Here is a 20,209-nt window from a genome sequence, read left to right on the forward strand (position 1 = left end):
AAATAAGTCTAGCCGGCTTCAAGTGTTCCTTGAGCTTTGGAGGAGCGCTTGGCTGCCTTGTCCTTTTTCATATTACTTTTGGGCTCACCTGCTTTTTCAGAGGTGGGCTGTTCTTGCATGGCAATGGAGCCATTCAGGAGGCTGCCTTCCATAATGCTAAGTGCTCCTGCTGAAATATTGCCATGCAATTCTCCGGTTCCGGTCATAATGAGTCTGCGATCAGCCGTAACATCCCCGTATACTTTGCCGGCAATCACGATTTCTTCCGCTTTAATACTGGAGCGCACTGTTCCTTCTTCTCCTACAGTCACGACACCACTGCAAATAATCTCACCGCTAAAGGTACCCTCAATCCGCAGGTTTGTATCACATTGCACCTTACCCTCCAGTGTTCCTCCATGCCCAATTAGGGAATCGGTAGATTTAAAGGGGACACGCTGCTGCCGTTTGTTCCACATTTATAAATTCCTCCTATTTTGAAATTAAATGCAACCCTTTAGGGTTTGACATACGCTAAAGGGTTGACTGTTTTATTCTGCTTCACAACCTGAAAATGAAGATGAGGACCTGTGCTTCGGCCAGTGCTTCCAAGCAAGCCGATTTTCTGCCCTTTGCTAACCTTGTCTCCCGCAGATACGATCATTCCGTTCAAATGCATGTACCAGGTTTCCAATCCATTTGAATGCTTAATCACGATGTATTTTCCGCGTGCGCCCATTTGTTCCGCAGTAATAACCTCGCCATCTAAGGCAGCATATACAGGATCACCGATGTTCCCAGCAATATCGACACCGGAATGGAACGCAGACAAACCTTTGAATGGATCTGAGCGGTAGCCGAAGCTTGAAGAAATGACTTTGGACTCGGTAGGCCAGAGCGGTACAGCGTTAAGTTTAGCCTTTTCTGCACGGGCCTTTTGAGCTTGCAGATTTGCCTGTACGTTATTTTCATGCTCTGCCTGTGTGATCGTCTGTGTGATACTTTCCACCATTTCATCAAGCATCCCGTGAATCTCCTCAAAGTCATCCTTAGTTTCTTCCACCAAGCTCGTAGCGTCGTTCTGATACACCGCGATGTATTCTCCACCAACCTGCGGGGTGAGTGTTTTTGGAAGGGCTGCGGTGATGGCCCCAAAGCGGAAACTTATGGCGGATAGAGAAGTGGAAGATGAGTTCTCTTCTGTACTCTGCTTAAAGGAAGTCTCTTTAGGAACAGGAGAAGAAAGACGGTTCGATAAACCTAATGTTGAATTTGAAGTGGCCGATCCAGCTTTTGATTTTTCTGTTGCGGATTTCTCCGGTTGAGATTCATTCGTGTCTGTAGCGGCAGCAGCACCTTTGCTTTTGTTAATCAATGCTTGCAGCTCCTGTTCCAGTGCATTTACACTCTTCAGCTTGTCTTTAATGTTATCTGCCTCTTCCGAAAGTTCGCTGACCTGGCTACGAAGCTGTGTTAAATCTTTATCCTTGTCGGCGACCTTCATTTCCATGCGGAGATTGGTTAGCGATAGTGCGGCTGCCTCGGCTTCTAGCTGTGAGATGGACTGAGAGGCATGGAAATGCATAGAGGTGACCAGACTGGAGATAGACAGGGCTGCTGCTGCCGGTAAGGCGAACGCTAGCGGTTTGGAGATGTGGAGCTGTTTGACTGGACGTCCGGCATCCCTTACGACAAGCAGCGTAATCCGTTTATGATCTGGCTGACTCTTCATGGCTTCTCCTTTCTGCGGCTTATGGCAGCCGCTTGCGATACCTGAGGCTAACGACTTTTCTTCCATTAGGCTCATCCGAATTGTCCTACTACTCTATGTATTCCATATCTTTCAGGAACATGACAACGGTTTGTTTGAATAAAGAAGGAGAGTTACGGCAAAACCTGTACTAGAGTCATCGCAGAGAGTCTATTGCATCTGTTTTTATTAATTGAGGGGGTAGAGAATTGAAGATTTTCGCGATAATTCTAATTCTTTTTATCATACAGATTGCATTGATTGTATTTCTGGAGTACCGACGCCCGCAAAGGGCTATAGCATGGTTGTTTATTTCCTTCTGTTGTCCACCGCTCGGTCTGGCATTCTATTATTTTCTAGGTCGTGACTACAGACAGAATAGAAAATTGAACAAAAGATGTACTTCACTGTTCCGGGAAATCCGTTCGTATGTCACTGGTAAGATTAAGGTAGTAAAACATGCGTCGGATACTGGAAACGCTCAGTTTGAGAATAACGAGGGTTTATTGGTTTTGCTTGCAAAGCTCTCGGAAGGGCCTATTACAGGCCATAACAAAAGCAGAGTGCTGTCAACTGCAAGAGAAGCTTACGACGCTATGCTGGAAGCCATGGAAGAGGCAAAAGAGCATATCCACATGCAATTTTATATTTATCGTGATGATGAGATCGGAGAACAGTTTCAGGACGTTATGATTCGAAAGGCGCGGCAGGGAGTAAAGGTGCGTTTGCTTTGTGATGGACTGGGCAGTCATCGATTAAGCCGTAGGTTTATTCGAACCCTGAGAAATGCCGGGGTGGAGTTCCACTTTTTTTTACCTCCGATTAGTTCTTTACTGGATCGTCGGTTTAATTTCCGCAATCATCGGAAGATCCTAGTGGTGGACGGATTGATTGGTTTTACGGGGGGAATGAATATCGGTGATGATTACTTAGGAAAGGACGCCAAGATGGGGTACTGGCGCGATACCCATCTGCGTTTAGAAGGAGATTCTGTTTATTATATTCAGTATGTCTTCCTGAAGGATTGGAGACTGGCCTCTGGTGAAGGTATGAGTCATCCTCGTTTGTTCCCTGAGCACTCTTGCAAGGAGCAAGAGGCCGTGCAGATTGTAGGAAGTGGACCGGATGCTGCGATCGATGCTTCTCAGGAGATGTATTTTGCCGCTCTTTGCTCTGCTAGGGAACGGATCTGGATTACTTCACCGTATTTTATTCCGGACCCTGCGATTTGTCGTGCTTTGAAGAGTGCAGTCCTTCGTGGAGTGGATGTTAGAATCATCATTCCGGCGAAGCCTGATAATAAGCTTGTTTATCATGCTTCTTTGTCTTATCTGGAGAATTTACAAGATGCAGGCGTGAAGTTCTATCGCTACACCAAAGGATTTATGCATGCCAAAGTCATGATTGTGGATGATCTGCTGGGTACGGTGGGAAGTGCGAATCTGGATATGCGCAGCTTCTATTCTAATTTCGAAATGACAGCGGTTTTGCTGCATCCTGAGACGATAGCAGAGCTAGTCGCGGGGTTTGAAAAGGATCAAAAGAACAGTGAATTCATTGATCCTGTAAAATTTAAGGAGAGAGGGAGAATTGTCAAACTCGGTGAAGGGCTATGTCAGTTGTTATCACCGCTGTTATGACCGGAAAGAGGACTAAATCTGAATTTTTCGAAGGATAGTACGTGTTCCATTCATTATTAGAGCATATTTTGTGATATAATAATTGTATAAGAAGAAATGTAAGAAAGTATAGATTGTAGTTATACTTCCGAATGTTTCAAAACTATACTGTTAAATTGTAGGGGGAGTTCTATGAATGTGAGTCCACAAATGTTTACCAAAGAGGAGCAGAACAAACTGCAGAAGACCGGTGCCCATAAAATGGCTAAGTTCGCGCAGCGTATGATCATGTTATCCGTAGGGGCCGCCATGATGGCTGTTGCACTTGAGATATTCCTAGTACCTAATCAAATGATTGATGGCGGGATTACCGGTATCTCCATTATTTTATCACATTTATTTGACATTCCTCTGGGTATATTATTGACACTGCTCAACCTTCCGTTCCTGTTAATCGGTTATAAGCAAATCGGTAAGACATTTGCCTTATCTACCTTATATGCGATTTTACTTATGTCTATCGGCACTTCAATGCTGCATCATGTAGAGGCCTTTACAGTTGAACCGATGCTTGCTGCCGTGTTTGGCGGTATCATTCTAGGTGTAGGTGTTGGATTGGTTGTACGTTTCGGGGGATCTCTAGACGGTACAGAAATTGTTGCGATTTTGGTAGCCAAGAAGCTTCCCTTCTCTGTAGGTGAAGTAGTTATGTTCTTCAACCTGTTCATCTTGTCCGGAGCTGGATTTGTGTTCGGTTGGAATAACGCGATGTTCTCCCTGATTGCTTATTATATTGCATTTAAGGTTATTGACATCACCCTTGAGGGTCTGGATCAATCGAAATCAGTATGGATTATCAGTGATAAATTCCGCGATATCGGGGAAGCTCTGACAGAGCGTCTTGGACGTGGTGTTACTTATTTAGATGGAGAAGGCGGATTTTCCGGTGAGAACAAGAAAGTGATCTTTGTAGTTATCACCCGTCTGGAAGAAGCTAAGCTTAAAACCATTGTTGAAGATTGGGATTCTGATGCATTCATCGCAATAGGTAACATTCATGATGTTAAAGGTGGCCGCTTCAAGAAGAAATCCATCCACTAGCGTAGCTCTTAAGTATTATTAACTGAAAGAAGGTATTTTTACGGATAAAAAAGCAATAAATACGGTGAACAAAGCTCGGCCTGCCGTATTCTTATATAGTATACCTTCTGTCCTTGAGTGGGACGCCAAATAAGCTCGTAGCATGTAGTTGATGCTGCGGGCTTATTGCTGTTTTTAGGCTCTTTTTTCTATGGGATTGCTCTTTATGGGAGCTTAGCGATGAGCTGTTCAACGGGCTGTGGGGGCACTTTCTCTAAAAGATCTCCCATACGCAGAAGGCGTTCCTCGATATTGAGCAGATGAAAATTAGAGGGAGATACATTTTGCTGAACCTCCTCCCAGAGCAAGGGTGTAGAAACTGTAGCAAATGGTCTTGCGCGTGGTGTGTAAGGTGCAGCTAATGTTTTGCCGCTATAATGCTGAAGGTAGTCAAAATAAATTTTATCTCCGCGATTCTTTTTTAGACGTTCCAGGGTGAACAGGTTGGGATGCTTTTCGGTGACATAACGACCCACAAAATGCCCGATTTTCCGCAATCCATCAAAAGTAACGCCAGTCTCGATAGGGACGATGATTTGCACCCCGGTAGCACCGGAGGTTTTGGGTACAGAGGAGAGGCCAAGAGAGGTTAAGACCGCCCCAACGATCGCAGTTGCTTCCATGATACGAGGTTCGATCTCAAGTGACGGATCAAGATCAATCATCCACTCACAGGGCAGCTCGCTGCCTACATAATGCAGGGAAGGGTGGAATTCCAAAGCAGCCAGATTCCCCAGCCAGATCAGCTCAGGTAAACCTTGCAGCTTGATATAGTTAATATTCTCGTGTACAGCGGTTTGGACAAAGGCCGGAAGAGGATCAGGCGCATTTTTCTGATAAAAGGACATTCCAGTGATGCCGTGCGGATAACGAATGACGGTAAGCAGCCGGTCTCGGCAATAACGCAGCAGATAGGGAGAGAGTGCAGCGAGCTTTTGCAGATAAATTCGTTTGGTAATGCCACATTCAGGCCAGAGCAGCTTTTCTGGATTAGTGATGATGATTTCTTCTCCGTCTATGGTAATTGTACCTTTGATCGCTGCCGGCATCGGGGAAACTCCTTTCTGTGATAGGAATGAAGGTATTATGTGTCAGTCGGCTCCTTTTCATGAAAAAAATATTCTCAAAGTGTCCCTTTTGGATGATCATAAGACTTATAAGGATATACGTTAATGAGAAAGGGGAGTTTGCTGATTTTGGACGGGATCGAGCACACTGTTGTTCGGGTACAGGCAGGCGAGGTAGATTCCTATGCCTTGATCGTCGAGGCTTTTCAAAAGCCGATTTACCGCTATTGCTGTCGGCTGCTTGGGAGCCGTACTGAAGCGGAGGATGCAGTACAGGAAATTCTGGTAAAGGCATATCAGCATATAGGCACATACCGCCCTATCGCGAGCTTCTCTTCATGGCTATATAAAATTGCCTACCATCATTGCCTCAGTCTGATCCGCAAACGTCAAAGCCAAATAAAGTTTATGGCGCTTTTTCAACCAGATCCGCCTGCAGAAAGCCCGGAACAGTTGATGGACCGTTACATATTTAACGAACATCTGACTTTTGCCCTCGAGAAGCTGAAGACAGAGGAGCGAAACCTGTTAGTACTTAGAATCTTTGAGGAACAGAGCTTCCCGGAGATTGCGGAGATTCTGGATAAGAATACTGATGCTGTGAAGAAAAAATACAGGCGAACGATTACGAAGCTTGGCAAAATGCTGAATGCTCAGAAAGGGGGAACGGAATGGTGCGGCAACGAGGCTTTGTTGAAGAGAAAATGATCAAGAAAATGGATGCGGTAGGGAGCTGCGAAGAGCTGGATGTAAAAGCAGCTGTTATGAAGCGGGTAAGAGCAATTCATGAACAACAGAATAGGATTGACGGTGAAAGGACGAACATCGTTATCGAGCTGAAGCCGTTCCCAGAACCGGAAGATCCTATTATGCAGAAGCAAAAGGAGATGCCCCAACACCCGTCTAGGTTTAGAAAAAGAGTGCTCACAGGAGTCTCCGCGGCTGTATTGCTAGGGATTATCGGGTTGGGTGCTTTTCAGCTATCTGCTGATGGAGATTTATCGGAACAAGGTAGCCAGGTTACAATTGATATCTCAAAACCCCAAGGTGGTATTATTACACTAGTGAACAGCGGAGGGAAGGCTGTTGTGAAGACGGTGCATAATAATACGCCTGATCCGACAACCTCGCCTGCGATAGAGAAGTATCAGAGCTTATCTATGACTTATAAAGAGCAAGTGCTTGCTCGTTTAAACACTGGGGAAATGGCTGCTTATTATGTGAAGGATGCTGAATTAAATAAGCTGGAGTTAGGGTTAGGCTATGGAAATCAATTGCAGTTTGCTTTTATTTCGCCGGTGTATTCGAAATATCAAGACTTCGTAAAAGAATTAAAAACGGTTGGCGATTTCTGGCCAGGGTTGCCTTCCTCGTTAGCTGATGGTTATGAATTCGAGCAAGGAACTTTTAATGCAGCTCCCCTATACAAGTCGCTAGACACAGAATATGAAGAAATCCTTGAACAATTTCAAAAAAAGGCTACAACCGATAAAACTGGACAAAACTTGTTTATGGAGAAGATAGCTGCAAATTCCATAGATAATGCTGAGGTTACCTACCACAACGGAGATCAAAGAATTACACTATCCTTAAGGCAGAGTGTTTTTAAGGGTTATACCATGCAAGTGACTATCTTGGAAGGCCAGACTGCTGAAAAATGGTCTGTGACAGGTACAGGTAAAGAGGCAATATTTATCGCGGCGGGTACTGGAAAAGGGAAGAATGCTTGGTCTTCTCAGAATCGATTGTATTGGTATGATGAAGCCACCCAGATGGTTCTTTCTCTGAGCGACAAGCAGGAGAATAAACTGACTTGTGAGCAATGGCAAAAGATTGCCACCAGTTTTATTCACTAGCTACTGTTCTAACTGTACATTATGAGAAGCTGTCTCAAAAGTGGTGAATTCTACTTGGGAGGCAGCTTTTTTATGGAATAGGGGAATAATGGATTTTACTGTGCCATGTGACGATATGCCACGCGTAGAGTTCTATGTTAATGGTTGGGGCGGTGGGCGATGTGCTATGTATGATTTTCGTGCGGCTTGCAGTAGATGATTTGTGGAATTAGTGGTATATGTGACGGTGGACTATGGGCGATACGTTCTGTGGACAGAAATATCTGAGGTTTAGGGAGAGATTCCCCAATTGTTCTATAAGTGCTCACTTATTGCATCATTAGGAGCATCACTTGATGCGTTACTTGTAATGTTAAGAACAAAAAAGAGGCTTTCCCAAGCAACTATTTCATGGCTTTTGGGACAGCCTCTTTTTTGTGAGAAAATGTCCCTTTTTCTAATGTTGGATTGTTATAGAAGTGTAGTTAAAAAACAGGGGTGAAAATACATTTACCTTATTGAAGGAGAGGATGTTAGAAATTGAAGCTCCATTCTGATTTCAAAAAAACAGTTATCGCGTTCTCTGCAGCAATCTTGCTGGGAACAGGAGTGGCCGGGGGTGTGGATGTACCCGGCTTGTCTCTTACAATTGCGGCGGCATCAGGAGCGCAGGTTGCATCACAAACCGATCAGAAGACCCAAAAGGAATTGCAGGCACTCGTAGCTGGAGTGAAGGAAGGTACGCTTTTGGCCTACTACGTACGGGATAAAGTCTCCAATCCACAGGATGCGATCAGCTTCTCTGGCAAAGGGTTTGTTTTTAAGGACTATAAATCCTTTGCTGCGAAGTTTAAAGCGCTAAAGGGTCCGTCTATTCCGCAGCCCGGAAATCTTCCTAAAGGCTTCACTCTGGCGAGAGCCATCATCTATCCACCGGCTGTAGCTAATGATTCAGAGCTGTATTTGCAACTAGAGCAGGAATTGAAGGCAGCAGCGGTTGCTGGTAATTCTAATAAACAGTTGTTTAGTAAAATCATCAGCTGGAACCAGACGAATTTGTCTATGCAGCTGTATGCGAAAGGAAAAGCCAATTTTAGCATTGTAACTGGGTCGCCGCCATCCAAACTTCCGGAAGGAGCGGTACCTTTTGTAAGAGCTTCGGAATCTAAGAAAGAATTAACGGTCAACGGCAGAAAAGTAGTACTTACAACTGATTCCGCTAAAGACGCAAGCTTTAACACAAAGCTAGTATGGCTGGATAACTCAGGCACGATACAATATACCCTTTCAGACAATCGGGCCAGTACGCTGACGACAAATGAAATGCTGGCGGTAGCTAAAACCATGATCAAATAACCAAGGGGCTAAAGGAGGATATTATAATGATGATTAAGAAAAGCGCGGCGATTACAGCCTTAAGCTTATTAGTATTGATAAGTGCGGTGAGTGGAACAGCAGGCGCAGTGCCTGCGGGGAGTAATAATAAAAGTAAAGCTACCGTACCCGTTGAGCAGAATACGCCCATATCTTCAACGATTGAAGCTTTGATTGCCAAAGAAAATACAGTTCCCTTACAAGCAGGCGAACTTAAGATCCTGTATGTAAATGATAAGAAATCTAATCCACATGAAACCTTGAGTATAAGCTATATGCCATATAGATTCAGTTCTATAAACGAAGCGGCGCAGAAGTTACTTTCATTAAGCGGGAAGTCACTCCTGATACCTACTTCTCTACCAGAGGATTATAAGTTACAGGATGTCGTTTTAAATCCAGTGATTCCAATGTTTTTTAGCTCAGAGTATAAAACCCTTAGGGATCAGTTAAAAGCTAAAGCCCAAGCTGGTGGTAAAAAGGTGATTTCGCAAAGCTTGAAGTGGAGCAATACAGAAACCTCTATCACCTATCTACGAAATGGAGAGAGGTTGAATTTAAGATCTGCACCCGCATACACGCTACCGGAAGGGGTGACTTTGGCCCAGCTGCCTGGGGATCAGGATGAGAGCTTGACCCTCAACGGGGTTGAGGCGATTTACACAGTTTTTGGTCCTCATCACGGTGATCTTAAAGTCCAGCTGGTATGGTCCAGTGCTGATGGAAGTGTCGATTATACACTTACGAGTACAAAAAATACTGCGCAGACAAAGGCAGAGCTTGAGGCCCTTGTAACAAGTTTTACAGCACAATAAGAAACGTCCTCCCATTTCAGATTGGGAGGACGTTCTTTTATCCTTTTTGCTCTATTGTGCATGCCTCCGGGGGAAGATCCACTTTAGCTTGAGTAACAGGCTGACGCAGAGTGCCCGAGGTGTTCCATTCCAGAAAATGAACTTTGAAGACGAGCTCCGGCTTTATCCAAAAAGCACCCTTGCCTCGCTGTGGAACATCTGCAAAGGGCATCCGATCCAGCTTAAGGCGGTGTGCCTCCGCAGTTAAGTCGCGTTTATCCTGCACAGTCAATTTTCCCGGACCGGCATGTCCGATATAATGCAAATTTCCTTTATCATCATAAAGACCAAGAAGCAGTGCGTTGACGATACCGTCACGGAACGTCACACCCCCGGCTACAGCTGTAATATCAGAACTGATTTTGCGTTTCTGCCAACGTTTATCTTTTCCGCCCGGAGCATAAGTGCTGTTGATGTCCTTGCAGACGATTCCTTCCAAGCCCTGGTTCTGAGTGGCGGCGAACAGTTCTGTAGGATCGGTATAACTTGGCACAGCTTGAACATGGGGATGCGGCAGCAGAATGTCACTTAACAGCTGCTGCCGCAAGAATAATGGTTGATCCATCGTCGATTGGCCATTATAAAACAGAATATCAAAAATCATATAAATGACAGGAACCTGATGCCTAACGACGGAAATTGTGGAACCGTTTTTCAAACTGTCCCTCCGCATCACCTCATGAAATGAGGGTTTGCCGTCCTTGAGCGCGATAATCTCACCATCAAGAATCACGGAGTCAGCCTTGCAGTAAGCAGATACATCAATAAGTTCTGGATATTGCGTGGTACGGTAATTGCCACGTCTGTTAATAAGCTGAGTAGTGCTTCCATCGTAATAGGACAACATCCGTACGCCGTCCCATTTAATTTGTGCGATCCACTGGTCACCTGCTGGAAGCTGCCCAGCCAGTATAGGTTCAAAAGGAATAATGGGCTGAAGCTTCATCCGCAGAGCCTCCTAAGATACGGTTGTTTTGCTTTTCGTGCTGCGGCGTTTCGGTTTTGGCGTGATGACTGGAGCCGGCCCGGAGACCTCGTTTTGCTGCTCCGCAGGTTCCGCGGCGGTTGTTTTGGTCTTGGCTGTTTTTCTTTTGGCAGCAGGAGCCGCTTTAGTTTTGGTTTTTGTGTTGCCTGTTAATGAAGGACCAGGGTCTGAAGGAATATGCTGCACAGCTTGAATACTAGCCTGCAAGGCAGCCATTAGATCAATCACATTGCTTTCCTGTTTAGCAGGAGCGATATGAAATTCCTCGCCTGCAATTTTATGTGAGATCAGATCAAGCATACGCTGGCGATAATCATCGGTATATTTTGCCGGATCAAAAGGAGTGGATAGCTGTGAGATCAGCAGCTTAGCCATTTCCAGCTCTTTATCGTTCACTGTCCCTGCTTCGGGCAGACCAGGCACTTGCGAGATCGGCCGCACCTCATCAGGATAAAAAATGGTCTCAATCGCAAGGCAATCCTCAAGCACACGGATCGCTGCCAGACTGCTTTTTGAGCGGATTGAAATTTTGGCGATACCAATTTTACCTGTCTGCTTCATGGCCTCCATAAGAAGTCGATAAGCATTTGAGCCTGCCTGATCCGGGGATAAATAATAGGTTTTTTGAAAATAAATCGGATCGATCTCCGTCAGGTCTACAAAGTCGAGAATGGAGATGCTTTTACTGGTCTCGTCGGATAGTTGATCCAATTCCTCTTTGTCGAAGAGCACAAACTTCCCTTTTTCATACTCATATCCTTTACCGATCTCTTCCCAAGCTACCTCTTTGTCACACACCGGGCATTTGCGTACATACGACAGCGGGCTGCCACACTCCTTATGGATATAACGCAGAGAAATGTCCTTGTCTTCCGTAGCGGAGAACATTTTAACCGGAACATGCACAAGCCCGAAGCTGATGGCTCCTTTCCAAACGGTATGCATGAGAAACACCTCCTGATCTAAGTTGATTTGCTTTGGGTTAGTATGAGGCAGGAAAGGCTTTTCTAGCCGGGTGCATTTTTTGAGAAGCTTGGGAAAAAATAAACTCGGACCTGTGAAGTTGAGGAGGAGAATCTAAGGTATGGAACCAAGAGATAACGAATGGAGCGATACGCTGAGCGAGCAGGATATTCCGGCCACAGTTGTGGATTGGGAGAGCATTATTGCGTCCACGGAGGCCAGTCAGGTTTCCGATTCGGAAAAGCTGGATGCGGAACGAACCCTCGAAGATACGTCACCCTTAGAATCGTAAACTTTAGGAAAGATAAAGGAGGAGAACAGTTGTGGACGTCAAACGGGCACAGGATATTTATGCTTCTAAAGAAACTGTAAGTGTACATTTGGATGGGGAGCCTGTATGGATTGAACATGTGGATGAAGAGAACGGAATGGCTACGGTACAAGTTGGCTCTCGACCAACCAATACGCACACTGTGGGTGTTGAACGACTCGAAGAGCAAGAGCACTAACAAAGGTCTACTTAGAGCGTACGTTAAAGCTGAATTATAGTTTTAAAAAAAGAGACTTTTTATGCTTAAGTTTGCGTAAAGGTCTCTTTTTTGATTTGGAGCATAACTGACGTCAAGGTTGACGGTGTAAGATTTAAACCAATATATTGGATCAGGCAGGACAGTCCATTATTGTTGCGCTGTGTTCAGGAGTTATTGCCACAGTATTATTCTTTCAAGCTACAGATATGGTAGGAGCAGCATGAGCGGATTAACGGCAGTCGAAGCCACCCATTCTCGCAGCGTTCGGTATCGAAATTCAGCTTAACCACGCAAGTGAAGAAGAGGGCTGTACCTCCTTCGGCTTAAACAATGGGCGGGACAGTTGTTGCGGTGGATGGACCATACCGATATAATTGAATGTAATGGTTTTCGACAGGTATATTTTAAAAGGTGGTAGTTGTAGTTGGACAAAACAGTCGAAACGGTGTTCACTTACCGTTCTTACAATCTGCAGGATACGGAGCAACTGGCAAGTGCAATAGCTGCTGCTTCAACGGCAGGCATGGTTATCGGTTTGGACGGTGATCTAGGCGCAGGAAAAACGGCCTTCTCGCAAGGTTATGCTCGCCATCTTGGAGTGAAAGGGATCGTAAACAGTCCTACTTTTACTATTATTAAAGAGTACGAAGGTCGTCTGCCGTTATATCACATGGATGTATATCGGATTTCACTTCAGGAAGCAGATGAGCTTGGATTGGATGAGTATTTCTATGGTCAGGGTGTTTGTTTGGTAGAATGGAGCAGTATTATTACGGAGTTAATGCCGCCGCGGCATATGCATATATACATGGAAACAGTTGGACCGGAGGAAAGAATCATTACGGTGACCGCAATCGGGGAGCCTTATGGTGAGCTTTGCCGGGAGCTGATCCAGAAGTGGGGTTAATAAAAATGACGAACGAGAATACAGAGCCGCGCAAGCGGCTTTTAGCGCTGGATACATCAACTGCCGTATTGGGGGTTGCAGTGACCGAGAATGGAGAATTATTGCATGAAATTAATGCTTCCGGTGAACGGAATCATTCGGTGCATTTGCTGCCGATTATAGAGCAGGCGCTGCAAGCTTCGGGAACAACCGTTGCTAATCTGGGCGGGATTGCGGTTGGTGTGGGCCCGGGATCTTATACGGGAACACGGATCGCGGTTACCGCTGCCAAAACACTGGCTTGGGCATGGAATGTCCCGGTAGTTGGTATTTCGAGCCTGCATGCTGTGGCATGGGGTGGGTATGAAATAGCCCTTAAGAATAAGACGACAGCAGAGTCAGGCCAAGCCACTGCGAACAGTGGCTACGGTCCAGACTGGATCATTCCACTGATGGATGCGCGTCGGGGACAGGTCTACACAGGATTATTCGCAGCGGATGGGAATAGTTCTCTTAGCCGCCTTGAACCAGATGCCATCCGGTTGATGGCCGACTGGGTGGAGTACTTGGCAGAACGTTTACAACAGGCTTCAGCTGAAGGAACTAAACCAGCTATTCTATGGTTTGTTGGAGAAACCGCTGTACATGGCAGCGAAGAATCACTACATCCGCTGGCGGAACTCGGCACTTCTGTAGCTGTTCCATATGAGCTGGAGGGCCGCTGGACAGGCTTCCTTGGTGAAGCCCGGCTGCAAGTAGAGAATGATGATATTCATAGCTTGATCCCTAACTATACTCAGATTTCGGAAGCGGAGGCCAATCTGCGGTTAAGTAGTAAAGGAGGCTTAAAACGATGACGGAAGTGGAAGCATTGAGAGCACAAGAGGCTGACCTTGTTTTTCGTCTGATGAAGCTGGAGGATATTCCGGACATTCTTATTATTGAGCGCGAAGCCTTTACCATGCCGTGGACGGAGGAAGCTTTCCGGAATGAGCTGACGCATAATCATTTTGCTAAATACATGGTCATGGAGCTGGCGGGTCATATCATTGGCTATGCTGGAATGTGGGCTATCGTGGATGAGGCGCATGTGACGAATATTGCCTTACTCGAAGCTTATCGTGGACGTAAATGGGGGGAGCGCCTGTTGGAGGAGTTAATGAATACAGCCTCTTACGTAGGCATGAAATCCATTACGCTTGAGGTACGGGTATCCAACGAGGTAGCTCAGAATTTATATCGTAAAAAAGGCTTTCGTTCTGCCGGCACGCGCAAAGGATATTATTCCGATAATCGCGAGGATGCGCTCATTATGTGGGCGGATCTACCGGAGTATAAGGAGCATGGCTATTTGGAAGGAAGCGTGGACTTGAAATGAAGACAGAAACGGGCGCAGATCAACCTGTACTAATACTTGCTATAGAGACCAGTTGTGATGAAACCTCGGTGGCCGTGGTCAAAAACGGATCAGAAGTGTTATCCAACATCATCTCGAGTCAAATAGAGACACATCGCGCTTTTGGGGGCGTGGTGCCAGAAGTGGCTTCCCGTAAACATGTGGAGGTAATTACGCTCGTAATCGAGGAAGCGCTCGCCAAGGCAGGCGTTACACCCGAACAATTGACTGCGGTAGCGGTGACTCAAGGCCCGGGTTTGGTGGGAGCTTTACTGGTCGGGGTAGTAGCAGCTAAAAGCCTTGCTCTTGCATGGGGCAAGCCGTTAATTGGCACGCATCATATTGCAGGCCACATCTATGCTAACCGTCTGGTTGCAGAGTTGCAGTATCCATGTATGACACTAGTGGTGTCAGGTGGACATACTGAACTGGTTCATATGGAGCGTGAGGGTGAGTTTCGAATTATCGGCCGCACGCGTGATGATGCTGTAGGTGAAGCATATGATAAAGTGGCTCGGGCGCTAGGGTTCCCTTATCCCGGCGGACCCCATGTAGATCGCCTGGCACGCGAAGCGACGGAAGTTGTTGCATTGCCGCGGGTATGGCTGGAGCCGAACTCTTATGATTTCAGCTTCAGCGGTCTAAAATCGGCGGTGCTGAATGTGGTGAATCAGAGCAAAATGAAAGGTCTTGAACCCAATGTCGCAGGCATCGCCCGGGGGTTCCAAGAATCCGTAGTTGAAGTGCTGGTGGAAAAGGCGGTACGCGCCGTTAAAGCCACTAACTCCAGACAGTTATTGCTCTGTGGGGGGGTCGCTGCTAATGGCGGACTCCGCTCGGCATTAATTTCACGCTGTGAAACGGAGGGCATTGAACTTATTATTCCTCCACCGGTGTATTGCACGGATAATGCGGCGATGATTGGAGCGGCTGCATACGTGAAGTGGCAGCATGACGGTGGAATACCGCTGGATATGGTTGCTGACCCTGGCTTCTCACTGGAACAATGGTCTGTATCTGCCTATTGACATCATTTGGAGCTAACGAGTATAATCAGTTCAATTAAACAAGCAAACGCGATGAGCGGAAGTAGTAAGGATACTCTGGGATAAGAGAACTGCGGGTGGGTGCAACGCAGTCGAAGGAGTCCTGAACTCGTCTGGGAGCGGAGCGGTGGAACATTACTGGCAATTGTCGCCGGAACGTTTGTACACCGTTTACGGGTAACCTCCGTAATAGGGTGGTCTAGTACCTAACATACTGGACCGTAGAGTGGATGTTCAATTGGAATCGGCAGGAACTTAGCTGATACAGAGCATCAACAAGAGTGGTACCGCGAAGGTTAACAGCCTGTCGTCTCTTGAATGAGATGGCAGGCTTTTTTGTATGGATTTAGAGTGGTGAATAATTTATATAATACACGCTAAGAACGGGAGTAGTAGAGTTTGACGGTGAACAGAGAGCTGCGGGTTGGTGCGACGCAGTCACCGGATTTCTTGAAGCTCGCCCGGGAGCGGAGCGGCGGAACAAGAGTACGCTGCCTACGGCTGTCCTCGTTATCGGACCTTTCCGGATTTAAGCTGGCACGCCAGCTTGAACCGGGAAGAAGAGCTGGACGCAGCTTTAAGGCTTGTTATTAAGACAGCCGATGCGTCAAAAAGAGTGGTACCGCGGAGGGGTAACCCGCCGTCTCTTTATTAGAGACGGCGGGTTTTTGCGTTCTTGTAGAAGAAGTCCGGGGAATGGACTCATCGCTACATAAGACGCCAAAAGTGAACACTCTGCACATTGTGCAGAGATTCATTTGTTTCAGCTGCCGGCAGCAGTGGGTGGGAAATGAGCAGAACCGCAAGTCGACGTGTGGTTCTGCGCCGAAGCATAGGATAGAGATAAGGCATCCAATTACATGAAAACAAAACTAGGAGGAATTCAGATGATTATTCCAGTTAAGAAACGTATTCAAATTTTCGATACGACCCTGCGTGACGGTGAGCAGGCCCCTGGGGCTAGTCTGACTCCTGAACAAAAAATATTACTGGCCTATAAGCTCGCTGATCTGGGTGTTGATGTAATGGAGCCGGGGTTCCCGGTATCGAGTCCTGGAGATTTTGCAGCGGTGCAGACGATTTCGCGCAAGGTGCGCAACGTGGAGATTTGTGGTTTCGCGCGGGCCGTAAAAGGAGACATCGATGCTGCAGTCCGGGCGACTCAAGATGCTGAACGTCGGCGGATTCACTTGTTCATTTCCTCTTCTGATATTCATTTGCAGCATCAACTGCGTATGAGCAGAGCTGAAGTCGTAGCTAAAGCGCGCGAGATGACGGCTTATGCGCGACAATTCTGTGATGTAGTTGAATTCACGGCCATGGACGCTGCGCGGACAGGGATTGATGATCTGATTGAAATGGTTGAAGCAGTTATAGAGGAAGGGGCCTCCATTATTAACCTGCCGGATACAGTAGGATACGCATTGCCACATGAATATGGCGAGATGTTCCGGAGAGTGCGGCAGGGAGCAAGAGGCGGCGGCAAGGTCAGCTATAGTGCCCACTGTCACAATGACTTGGGGCTGGCTGTAGCTAACAGTCTGGCAGCGATTGATGGAGGGGCGACTCAGATAGAAGTCACCGTGAATGGTGTAGGCGAGCGCACAGGGAACTGCGCACTGGAAGAGCTTGTTATGGCGCTCGAAACCCGCGGCGATGCAATCGGTGCAGAAACAGGCATCGTGCTCGATAAACTGTATGATACTTCACGGCTGATTAGTGGAGCGATGCATTTTCCAATCGCCTATAACAAGCCGGTCGTCGGAAGAAATGCCTTCCAGCATGAATCCGGGATTCATCAGGATGGCCTGCTCAAGGATCGTAGTACCTATGAGATTATGGATCCCGAACGGCTGGGCATCCCCCGCAGCATGATCATTCTGGGCAAACATTCTGGCAGACATGCGCTGAAGGATCGGGCTGCGAAGTATGGAATAACGCTGGAGCCTGCGGAGCTGGATGCACTTTATGAGTCCTTTAAAGAGACCGCTGACCGTCAAAAGGTCGTCAGTGATGACCAGCTGCTGCAAATGGTAAGCAGTACAACTGGACAACAAGCTCAGGTCTATGAGCTGGGTGAGGTTCAGGTATTGGCGGGCAGTGCCCAGCGCCGTGTAGCTGCAGTTACGGTACGCCATCTGCAGACTGGCCGGGAAACGTCACATACCAGCACTGGTGAAGGTCCGCTTGAAGCGATTATCGCCGCTATTGGGCAAGGGATTGCTGAGGAGATAGACTTTGCAGGACTCGAGCTTCATTCGCTTGGAAGCGGAGAGAATGCGCAAGCAGAGGCAGCGGTGATGGTGGAGTGGGAGGGCCTTAAATTCAGAGGCACGGCCACTCACCAAGATATAATTATGGCGGCAGGCATCGCTTATATCGCAGCCTGTAATGCCGCCCTGCTCTCTACACAGATTGTCTAAAATACGACGTGCCCGCTGTCAGTTTAGGAGATAGCGGGTTCTTTTTTAGCAGAAAATCAGTCTTGTAAAATGGGGTTACGTCTTTTGTCAAGTTGTGGACAACGTTATCCACATATTCTGCCTGAGTTGTGTAAAAAGTGCGTAAAATCAGCAATAACGGCTTTTTTCAAAATGCTCTAATAAACAATTTTGTTGGCAATGAAACACTGTGAGAATTGTGGATAATGTGGATAGATCCGTGGATAATAATTCCTTTTCCTTGAAAATACCGATTTAACGCATAAAAAAGACCCCGAAGGGTCTTTTGAAGTAGGGAGTTATACACGAAACCTGTGTATAGAGCTGTGGATAACTATTTATGAACAAATCTAGAACGATGAAAAAATATTTATAAGGAGGGTTTACATTATTCGTCAGCAAGGATTTCCCATTCGCTAAAGAAATCTGTCAGCTGAGATTTTTTGTTCTTCAGGTCCTCTTCATAACCTTGAAGTGCTAAATAATCCTGATAAACTTCAGGTTTAGTCATTTCATGCTCTATAAATACGATTGATTCTTCAAGTGAGGCGATGTTCTCCTCAAGCTCTGCGATACGCCGTTTGCGGTTACGCTCTTCACGCTTAGCCTGCTTGTCTGCTTCAAAAGAGGTTACAGCGCTTTTTTCAGGTACAGCATTGTCCTTATTGACGTTTTTAGTAGCTAGTTCAGCGGCATCTTTTGCAATCTCTTCTAATTCTCGTTTCTTCTCGACATAGTCATCGTAGTTGCCGAGGTATTGGTCGATCCCTTCGGGATGTAGCTCCAGTACCCGTTCCGCCATTTTGTTCAAAAAATAACGGTCATGGGAGATGAACAGCAGGGTGCCTTCGAAATCAATTAAAGCAGATTCCAGAACCTCACGGCTGACCAGATCCAAATGGTTGGTAGGTTCATCGAGAATTAGCATATTTGCACCGCGGAGCATTAGTTTAGATAAGGAAACCCGAGCTTTTTCGCCGCCGCTGAGTGCGGAAATCTTCTTAAGAACATCCTCTCCGCTAAAAAGGAAATTACCAAGGATCGTACGAATTCTGGCTTCCTCGATCATTGGATATTCACTCCACAGTTCTTCCATAACCGTATTTTGTGGATTAAGGCGGGTCTGTTCCTGATCATAATAAGCAATTTTTACTTTAGTGCCCCAATTCACCGTTCCAGCAGAAGGCTCACGGGTTCCGGTCATACACTGCAGCAATGTGGATTTACCGATACCATTGGGACCGATCAGGGCAGCAGTCTCCCCGCGACGAAGCTCAAAAGAAGCGTCCTTGAATAAAGGTGAACCTTCATTAAAGGCAACCGCAACATTGCGCACTTGAAGCACCTCTTTTCCAGACATGAAGTCTGGCTCAAAGGAGAAGCTAGCCTTCTTCAGATCGCCCATTGGACGATCTAGACGATCCATCTTCTCAAGCGCTTTGCGTCTGCTCTGCGCACGTTTTGTGGTGGAAGCCCGGACAATATTTTTCTGAACGAAATCCTCCATTCGAGAAATTTCATCCTGTTGCTTCTCATATTGCTTCATCCGTGCTTCATATTCGGCAGCCTTCAAATCTACATAACGACTGTAGTTACCCGTATAACGCCGGGACTGGTGCCGCTCGATCTCTACAATAGTGGTCACGAGACGGTCTAGGAAATAACGGTCATGGGATACAACCAGAATCCCGCCAGCATAGCTGCGGAGGTAATCCTCCAGCCACGTTAACGTTTCGATATCCAGATGGTTAGTAGGCTCATCCAGCATCAGAAGATCTGGAGCCTGAAGCAAAATACGGGCCAGCGCGAGCCGGGTCTTTTGGCCTCCACTAAGGGTAGAAATGGGTGTATCTGGTGGGAAATCACTGAAGCCCATGCCGTGTAGGACACTGCGAATCCGTGTATTCATTTCATAGCCACCGTGGTCCTTGAACCAATCCGAGCGCCGCGCATATCGTTCAAGCAGTTCTTCGTACCGCTTGGGGTCTTCCGCGAGCTTAGGATCAGCAATACTTACTTCTAACTCTCTCAGCTCAGTTTCGGCTTCGATCAGCGGAGCGAAGACCGCCATCATTTCTTCATGAATGGTTTTGTCAGATTGCAGTCCGCTATTCTGAGCTAAATATCCGATTGTTGTTTCTTTTGATTTATGAATTTGACCGCTGTCATAAGACATCTCACCGGCCAGAATTTGTAGAAAAGTTGATTTGCCGGCACCATTCACACCCACTAGCCCGACACGTTCCTTTTCATTTACCTGTAGGCTTATGCCATCCAGTACGTTCTGTATACCGTATGATTTAGTAATTCCTGTCGCTTGAAGAAGCATAACGATGAAACCTCC

General features: G+C 46.6%; 19 protein-coding genes, 1 pseudogene and 2 other annotated features. Of the genes and pseudogenes, 14 read left to right on the forward strand and 6 right to left on the reverse strand.

Annotation, left to right across the window (positions count from 1 at the left end; all coding sequences use genetic code 11):
* Positions 1-8 precede the first annotated feature (8 nt).
* Positions 9-458, reverse strand: a complete 450-nt coding sequence (locus MHI51_RS05120) for a polymer-forming cytoskeletal protein (RefSeq protein ID WP_038568928.1) — start codon at positions 456-458, stop codon at positions 9-11.
* 38 nt (positions 459-496) lie between these two features.
* Positions 497-1,777, reverse strand: a complete 1,281-nt coding sequence (locus MHI51_RS05125; RefSeq protein ID WP_076185051.1) for a M23 family metallopeptidase — start codon at positions 1,775-1,777, stop codon at positions 497-499.
* Positions 1,778-1,938: 161 nt separating this feature from the next.
* On the opposite strand from MHI51_RS05125, the gene cls reads away from it, so the two are divergent.
* Both cls and MHI51_RS05135 read left to right on the forward strand, forming a co-directional pair.
* Positions 1,939-3,369: a cardiolipin synthase gene (gene cls, locus MHI51_RS05130; protein WP_076276843.1), complete on the forward strand. Its 1,431-nt coding sequence runs from the start codon at positions 1,939-1,941 to the stop codon at positions 3,367-3,369.
* A 240-nt stretch (positions 3,370-3,609) separates the two neighbouring features.
* The gene (locus tag MHI51_RS05135) at positions 3,610-4,449 is read left to right on the forward strand and encodes a YitT family protein (RefSeq protein ID WP_248547977.1); all 840 of its coding nucleotides are present in this window, start codon (positions 3,610-3,612) and stop codon (positions 4,447-4,449) included.
* 203 nt (positions 4,450-4,652) lie between these two features.
* Here MHI51_RS05135 and ligD read toward each other — a convergent pair whose 3' ends face one another.
* Positions 4,653-5,537, reverse strand: a complete 885-nt coding sequence (ligD, locus tag MHI51_RS05140; RefSeq protein ID WP_076129236.1) for a non-homologous end-joining DNA ligase — start codon at positions 5,535-5,537, stop codon at positions 4,653-4,655.
* A 123-nt stretch (positions 5,538-5,660) separates the two neighbouring features.
* Here ligD and MHI51_RS05145 point away from each other — a divergent pair, with 123 nt between their 5' ends.
* The 4 genes from MHI51_RS05145 to MHI51_RS05160 all read left to right on the forward strand — a co-directional run bounded on the left by MHI51_RS05145 (position 5,661) and on the right by MHI51_RS05160 (position 9,579).
* Positions 5,661-6,263: an RNA polymerase sigma factor gene (locus MHI51_RS05145; RefSeq protein ID WP_256717243.1), complete on the forward strand. Its 603-nt coding sequence runs from the start codon at positions 5,661-5,663 to the stop codon at positions 6,261-6,263.
* Positions 6,227-7,411, forward strand: a complete 1,185-nt coding sequence (locus tag MHI51_RS05150; RefSeq protein ID WP_405173643.1) for a hypothetical protein — start codon at positions 6,227-6,229, stop codon at positions 7,409-7,411. Before MHI51_RS05145 ends, MHI51_RS05150 begins: the two co-directional genes overlap by 37 nt.
* A 519-nt stretch (positions 7,412-7,930) precedes the next feature.
* A complete protein-coding gene (locus MHI51_RS05155; protein ID WP_341001256.1) occupies positions 7,931-8,746 on the forward strand; it encodes a hypothetical protein in 816 nt (271 codons plus the stop codon).
* Between the two features lie 26 nt (positions 8,747-8,772).
* Positions 8,773-9,579 (forward strand): hypothetical protein, encoded by an 807-nt coding sequence (locus tag MHI51_RS05160; RefSeq protein WP_342410456.1) that lies wholly within the window; start codon positions 8,773-8,775, stop codon positions 9,577-9,579.
* 37 nt (positions 9,580-9,616) lie between these two features.
* On the opposite strand, the gene MHI51_RS05165 is transcribed toward MHI51_RS05160, so the two are convergent.
* Together MHI51_RS05165 and MHI51_RS05170 are read right to left on the reverse strand one after the other, a co-directional pair.
* Entirely contained in the window at positions 9,617-10,564 is a 948-nt protein-coding gene (locus tag MHI51_RS05165; RefSeq protein WP_076276847.1) for an RNA ligase family protein, read from the reverse strand.
* Positions 10,565-10,576: 12 nt separating this feature from the next.
* Positions 10,577-11,548 (reverse strand): Ku protein, encoded by a 972-nt coding sequence (locus MHI51_RS05170; protein ID WP_076276848.1) that lies wholly within the window; start codon positions 11,546-11,548, stop codon positions 10,577-10,579.
* Positions 11,549-11,687: 139 nt separating this feature from the next.
* Here MHI51_RS05170 and MHI51_RS05175 point away from each other — a divergent pair, with 139 nt between their 5' ends.
* From MHI51_RS05175 to MHI51_RS05210, 8 genes and pseudogenes are all read left to right on the forward strand, one after another.
* Positions 11,688-11,858: a hypothetical protein gene (locus MHI51_RS05175; RefSeq protein WP_175620005.1), complete on the forward strand. Its 171-nt coding sequence runs from the start codon at positions 11,688-11,690 to the stop codon at positions 11,856-11,858.
* Between the two features lie 31 nt (positions 11,859-11,889).
* Positions 11,890-12,075: an H-type small acid-soluble spore protein gene (locus tag MHI51_RS05180; protein WP_036676525.1), complete on the forward strand. Its 186-nt coding sequence runs from the start codon at positions 11,890-11,892 to the stop codon at positions 12,073-12,075.
* Between the two features lie 149 nt (positions 12,076-12,224).
* A pseudogene (locus MHI51_RS05185) lies at positions 12,225-12,367 on the forward strand (multidrug resistance efflux transporter family protein); the annotation flags it as partial.
* 153 nt (positions 12,368-12,520) lie between these two features.
* Entirely contained in the window at positions 12,521-13,003 is a 483-nt protein-coding gene (gene tsaE, locus MHI51_RS05190) for a tRNA (adenosine(37)-N6)-threonylcarbamoyltransferase complex ATPase subunit type 1 TsaE (RefSeq protein WP_076274402.1), read from the forward strand.
* A 5-nt stretch (positions 13,004-13,008) separates the two neighbouring features.
* Positions 13,009-13,839, forward strand: coding sequence for a tRNA (adenosine(37)-N6)-threonylcarbamoyltransferase complex dimerization subunit type 1 TsaB (gene tsaB, locus MHI51_RS05195; protein WP_342410460.1), 831 nt, complete (start codon positions 13,009-13,011; stop codon positions 13,837-13,839).
* The gene (gene rimI, locus MHI51_RS05200) at positions 13,836-14,360 is read left to right on the forward strand and encodes a ribosomal protein S18-alanine N-acetyltransferase (protein ID WP_076219610.1); all 525 of its coding nucleotides are present in this window, start codon (positions 13,836-13,838) and stop codon (positions 14,358-14,360) included. Before tsaB ends, rimI begins: the two co-directional genes overlap by 4 nt.
* On the forward strand, positions 14,357-15,406 hold the full coding sequence (gene tsaD / locus MHI51_RS05205; RefSeq protein WP_076219611.1) for a tRNA (adenosine(37)-N6)-threonylcarbamoyltransferase complex transferase subunit TsaD: 1,050 nt from the start codon (positions 14,357-14,359) through the stop codon (positions 15,404-15,406). Before rimI ends, tsaD begins: the two co-directional genes overlap by 4 nt.
* Positions 15,407-15,448: 42 nt before the next feature.
* Positions 15,449-15,742, forward strand: a binding site (T-box leader).
* A gap of 52 nt (positions 15,743-15,794) precedes the next feature.
* Positions 15,795-16,075: a binding site (T-box leader), on the forward strand.
* Between the two features lie 236 nt (positions 16,076-16,311).
* Entirely contained in the window at positions 16,312-17,847 is a 1,536-nt protein-coding gene (locus MHI51_RS05210; protein WP_036676518.1) for a 2-isopropylmalate synthase, read from the forward strand.
* 406 nt (positions 17,848-18,253) lie between these two features.
* Here MHI51_RS05210 and MHI51_RS05215 read toward each other — a convergent pair whose 3' ends face one another.
* A complete protein-coding gene (locus MHI51_RS05215; RefSeq protein WP_405173644.1) occupies positions 18,254-20,194 on the reverse strand; it encodes an ABC-F family ATP-binding cassette domain-containing protein in 1,941 nt (646 codons plus the stop codon).
* Between the last annotated feature and the right edge of the window lie 15 nt (positions 20,195-20,209).

Source organism: Paenibacillus sp. FSL H8-0260, from assembly GCF_045040625.1.
In the GTDB taxonomy this organism is placed as follows: domain Bacteria; phylum Bacillota; class Bacilli; order Paenibacillales; family Paenibacillaceae; genus Paenibacillus_AQ; species Paenibacillus_AQ odorifer.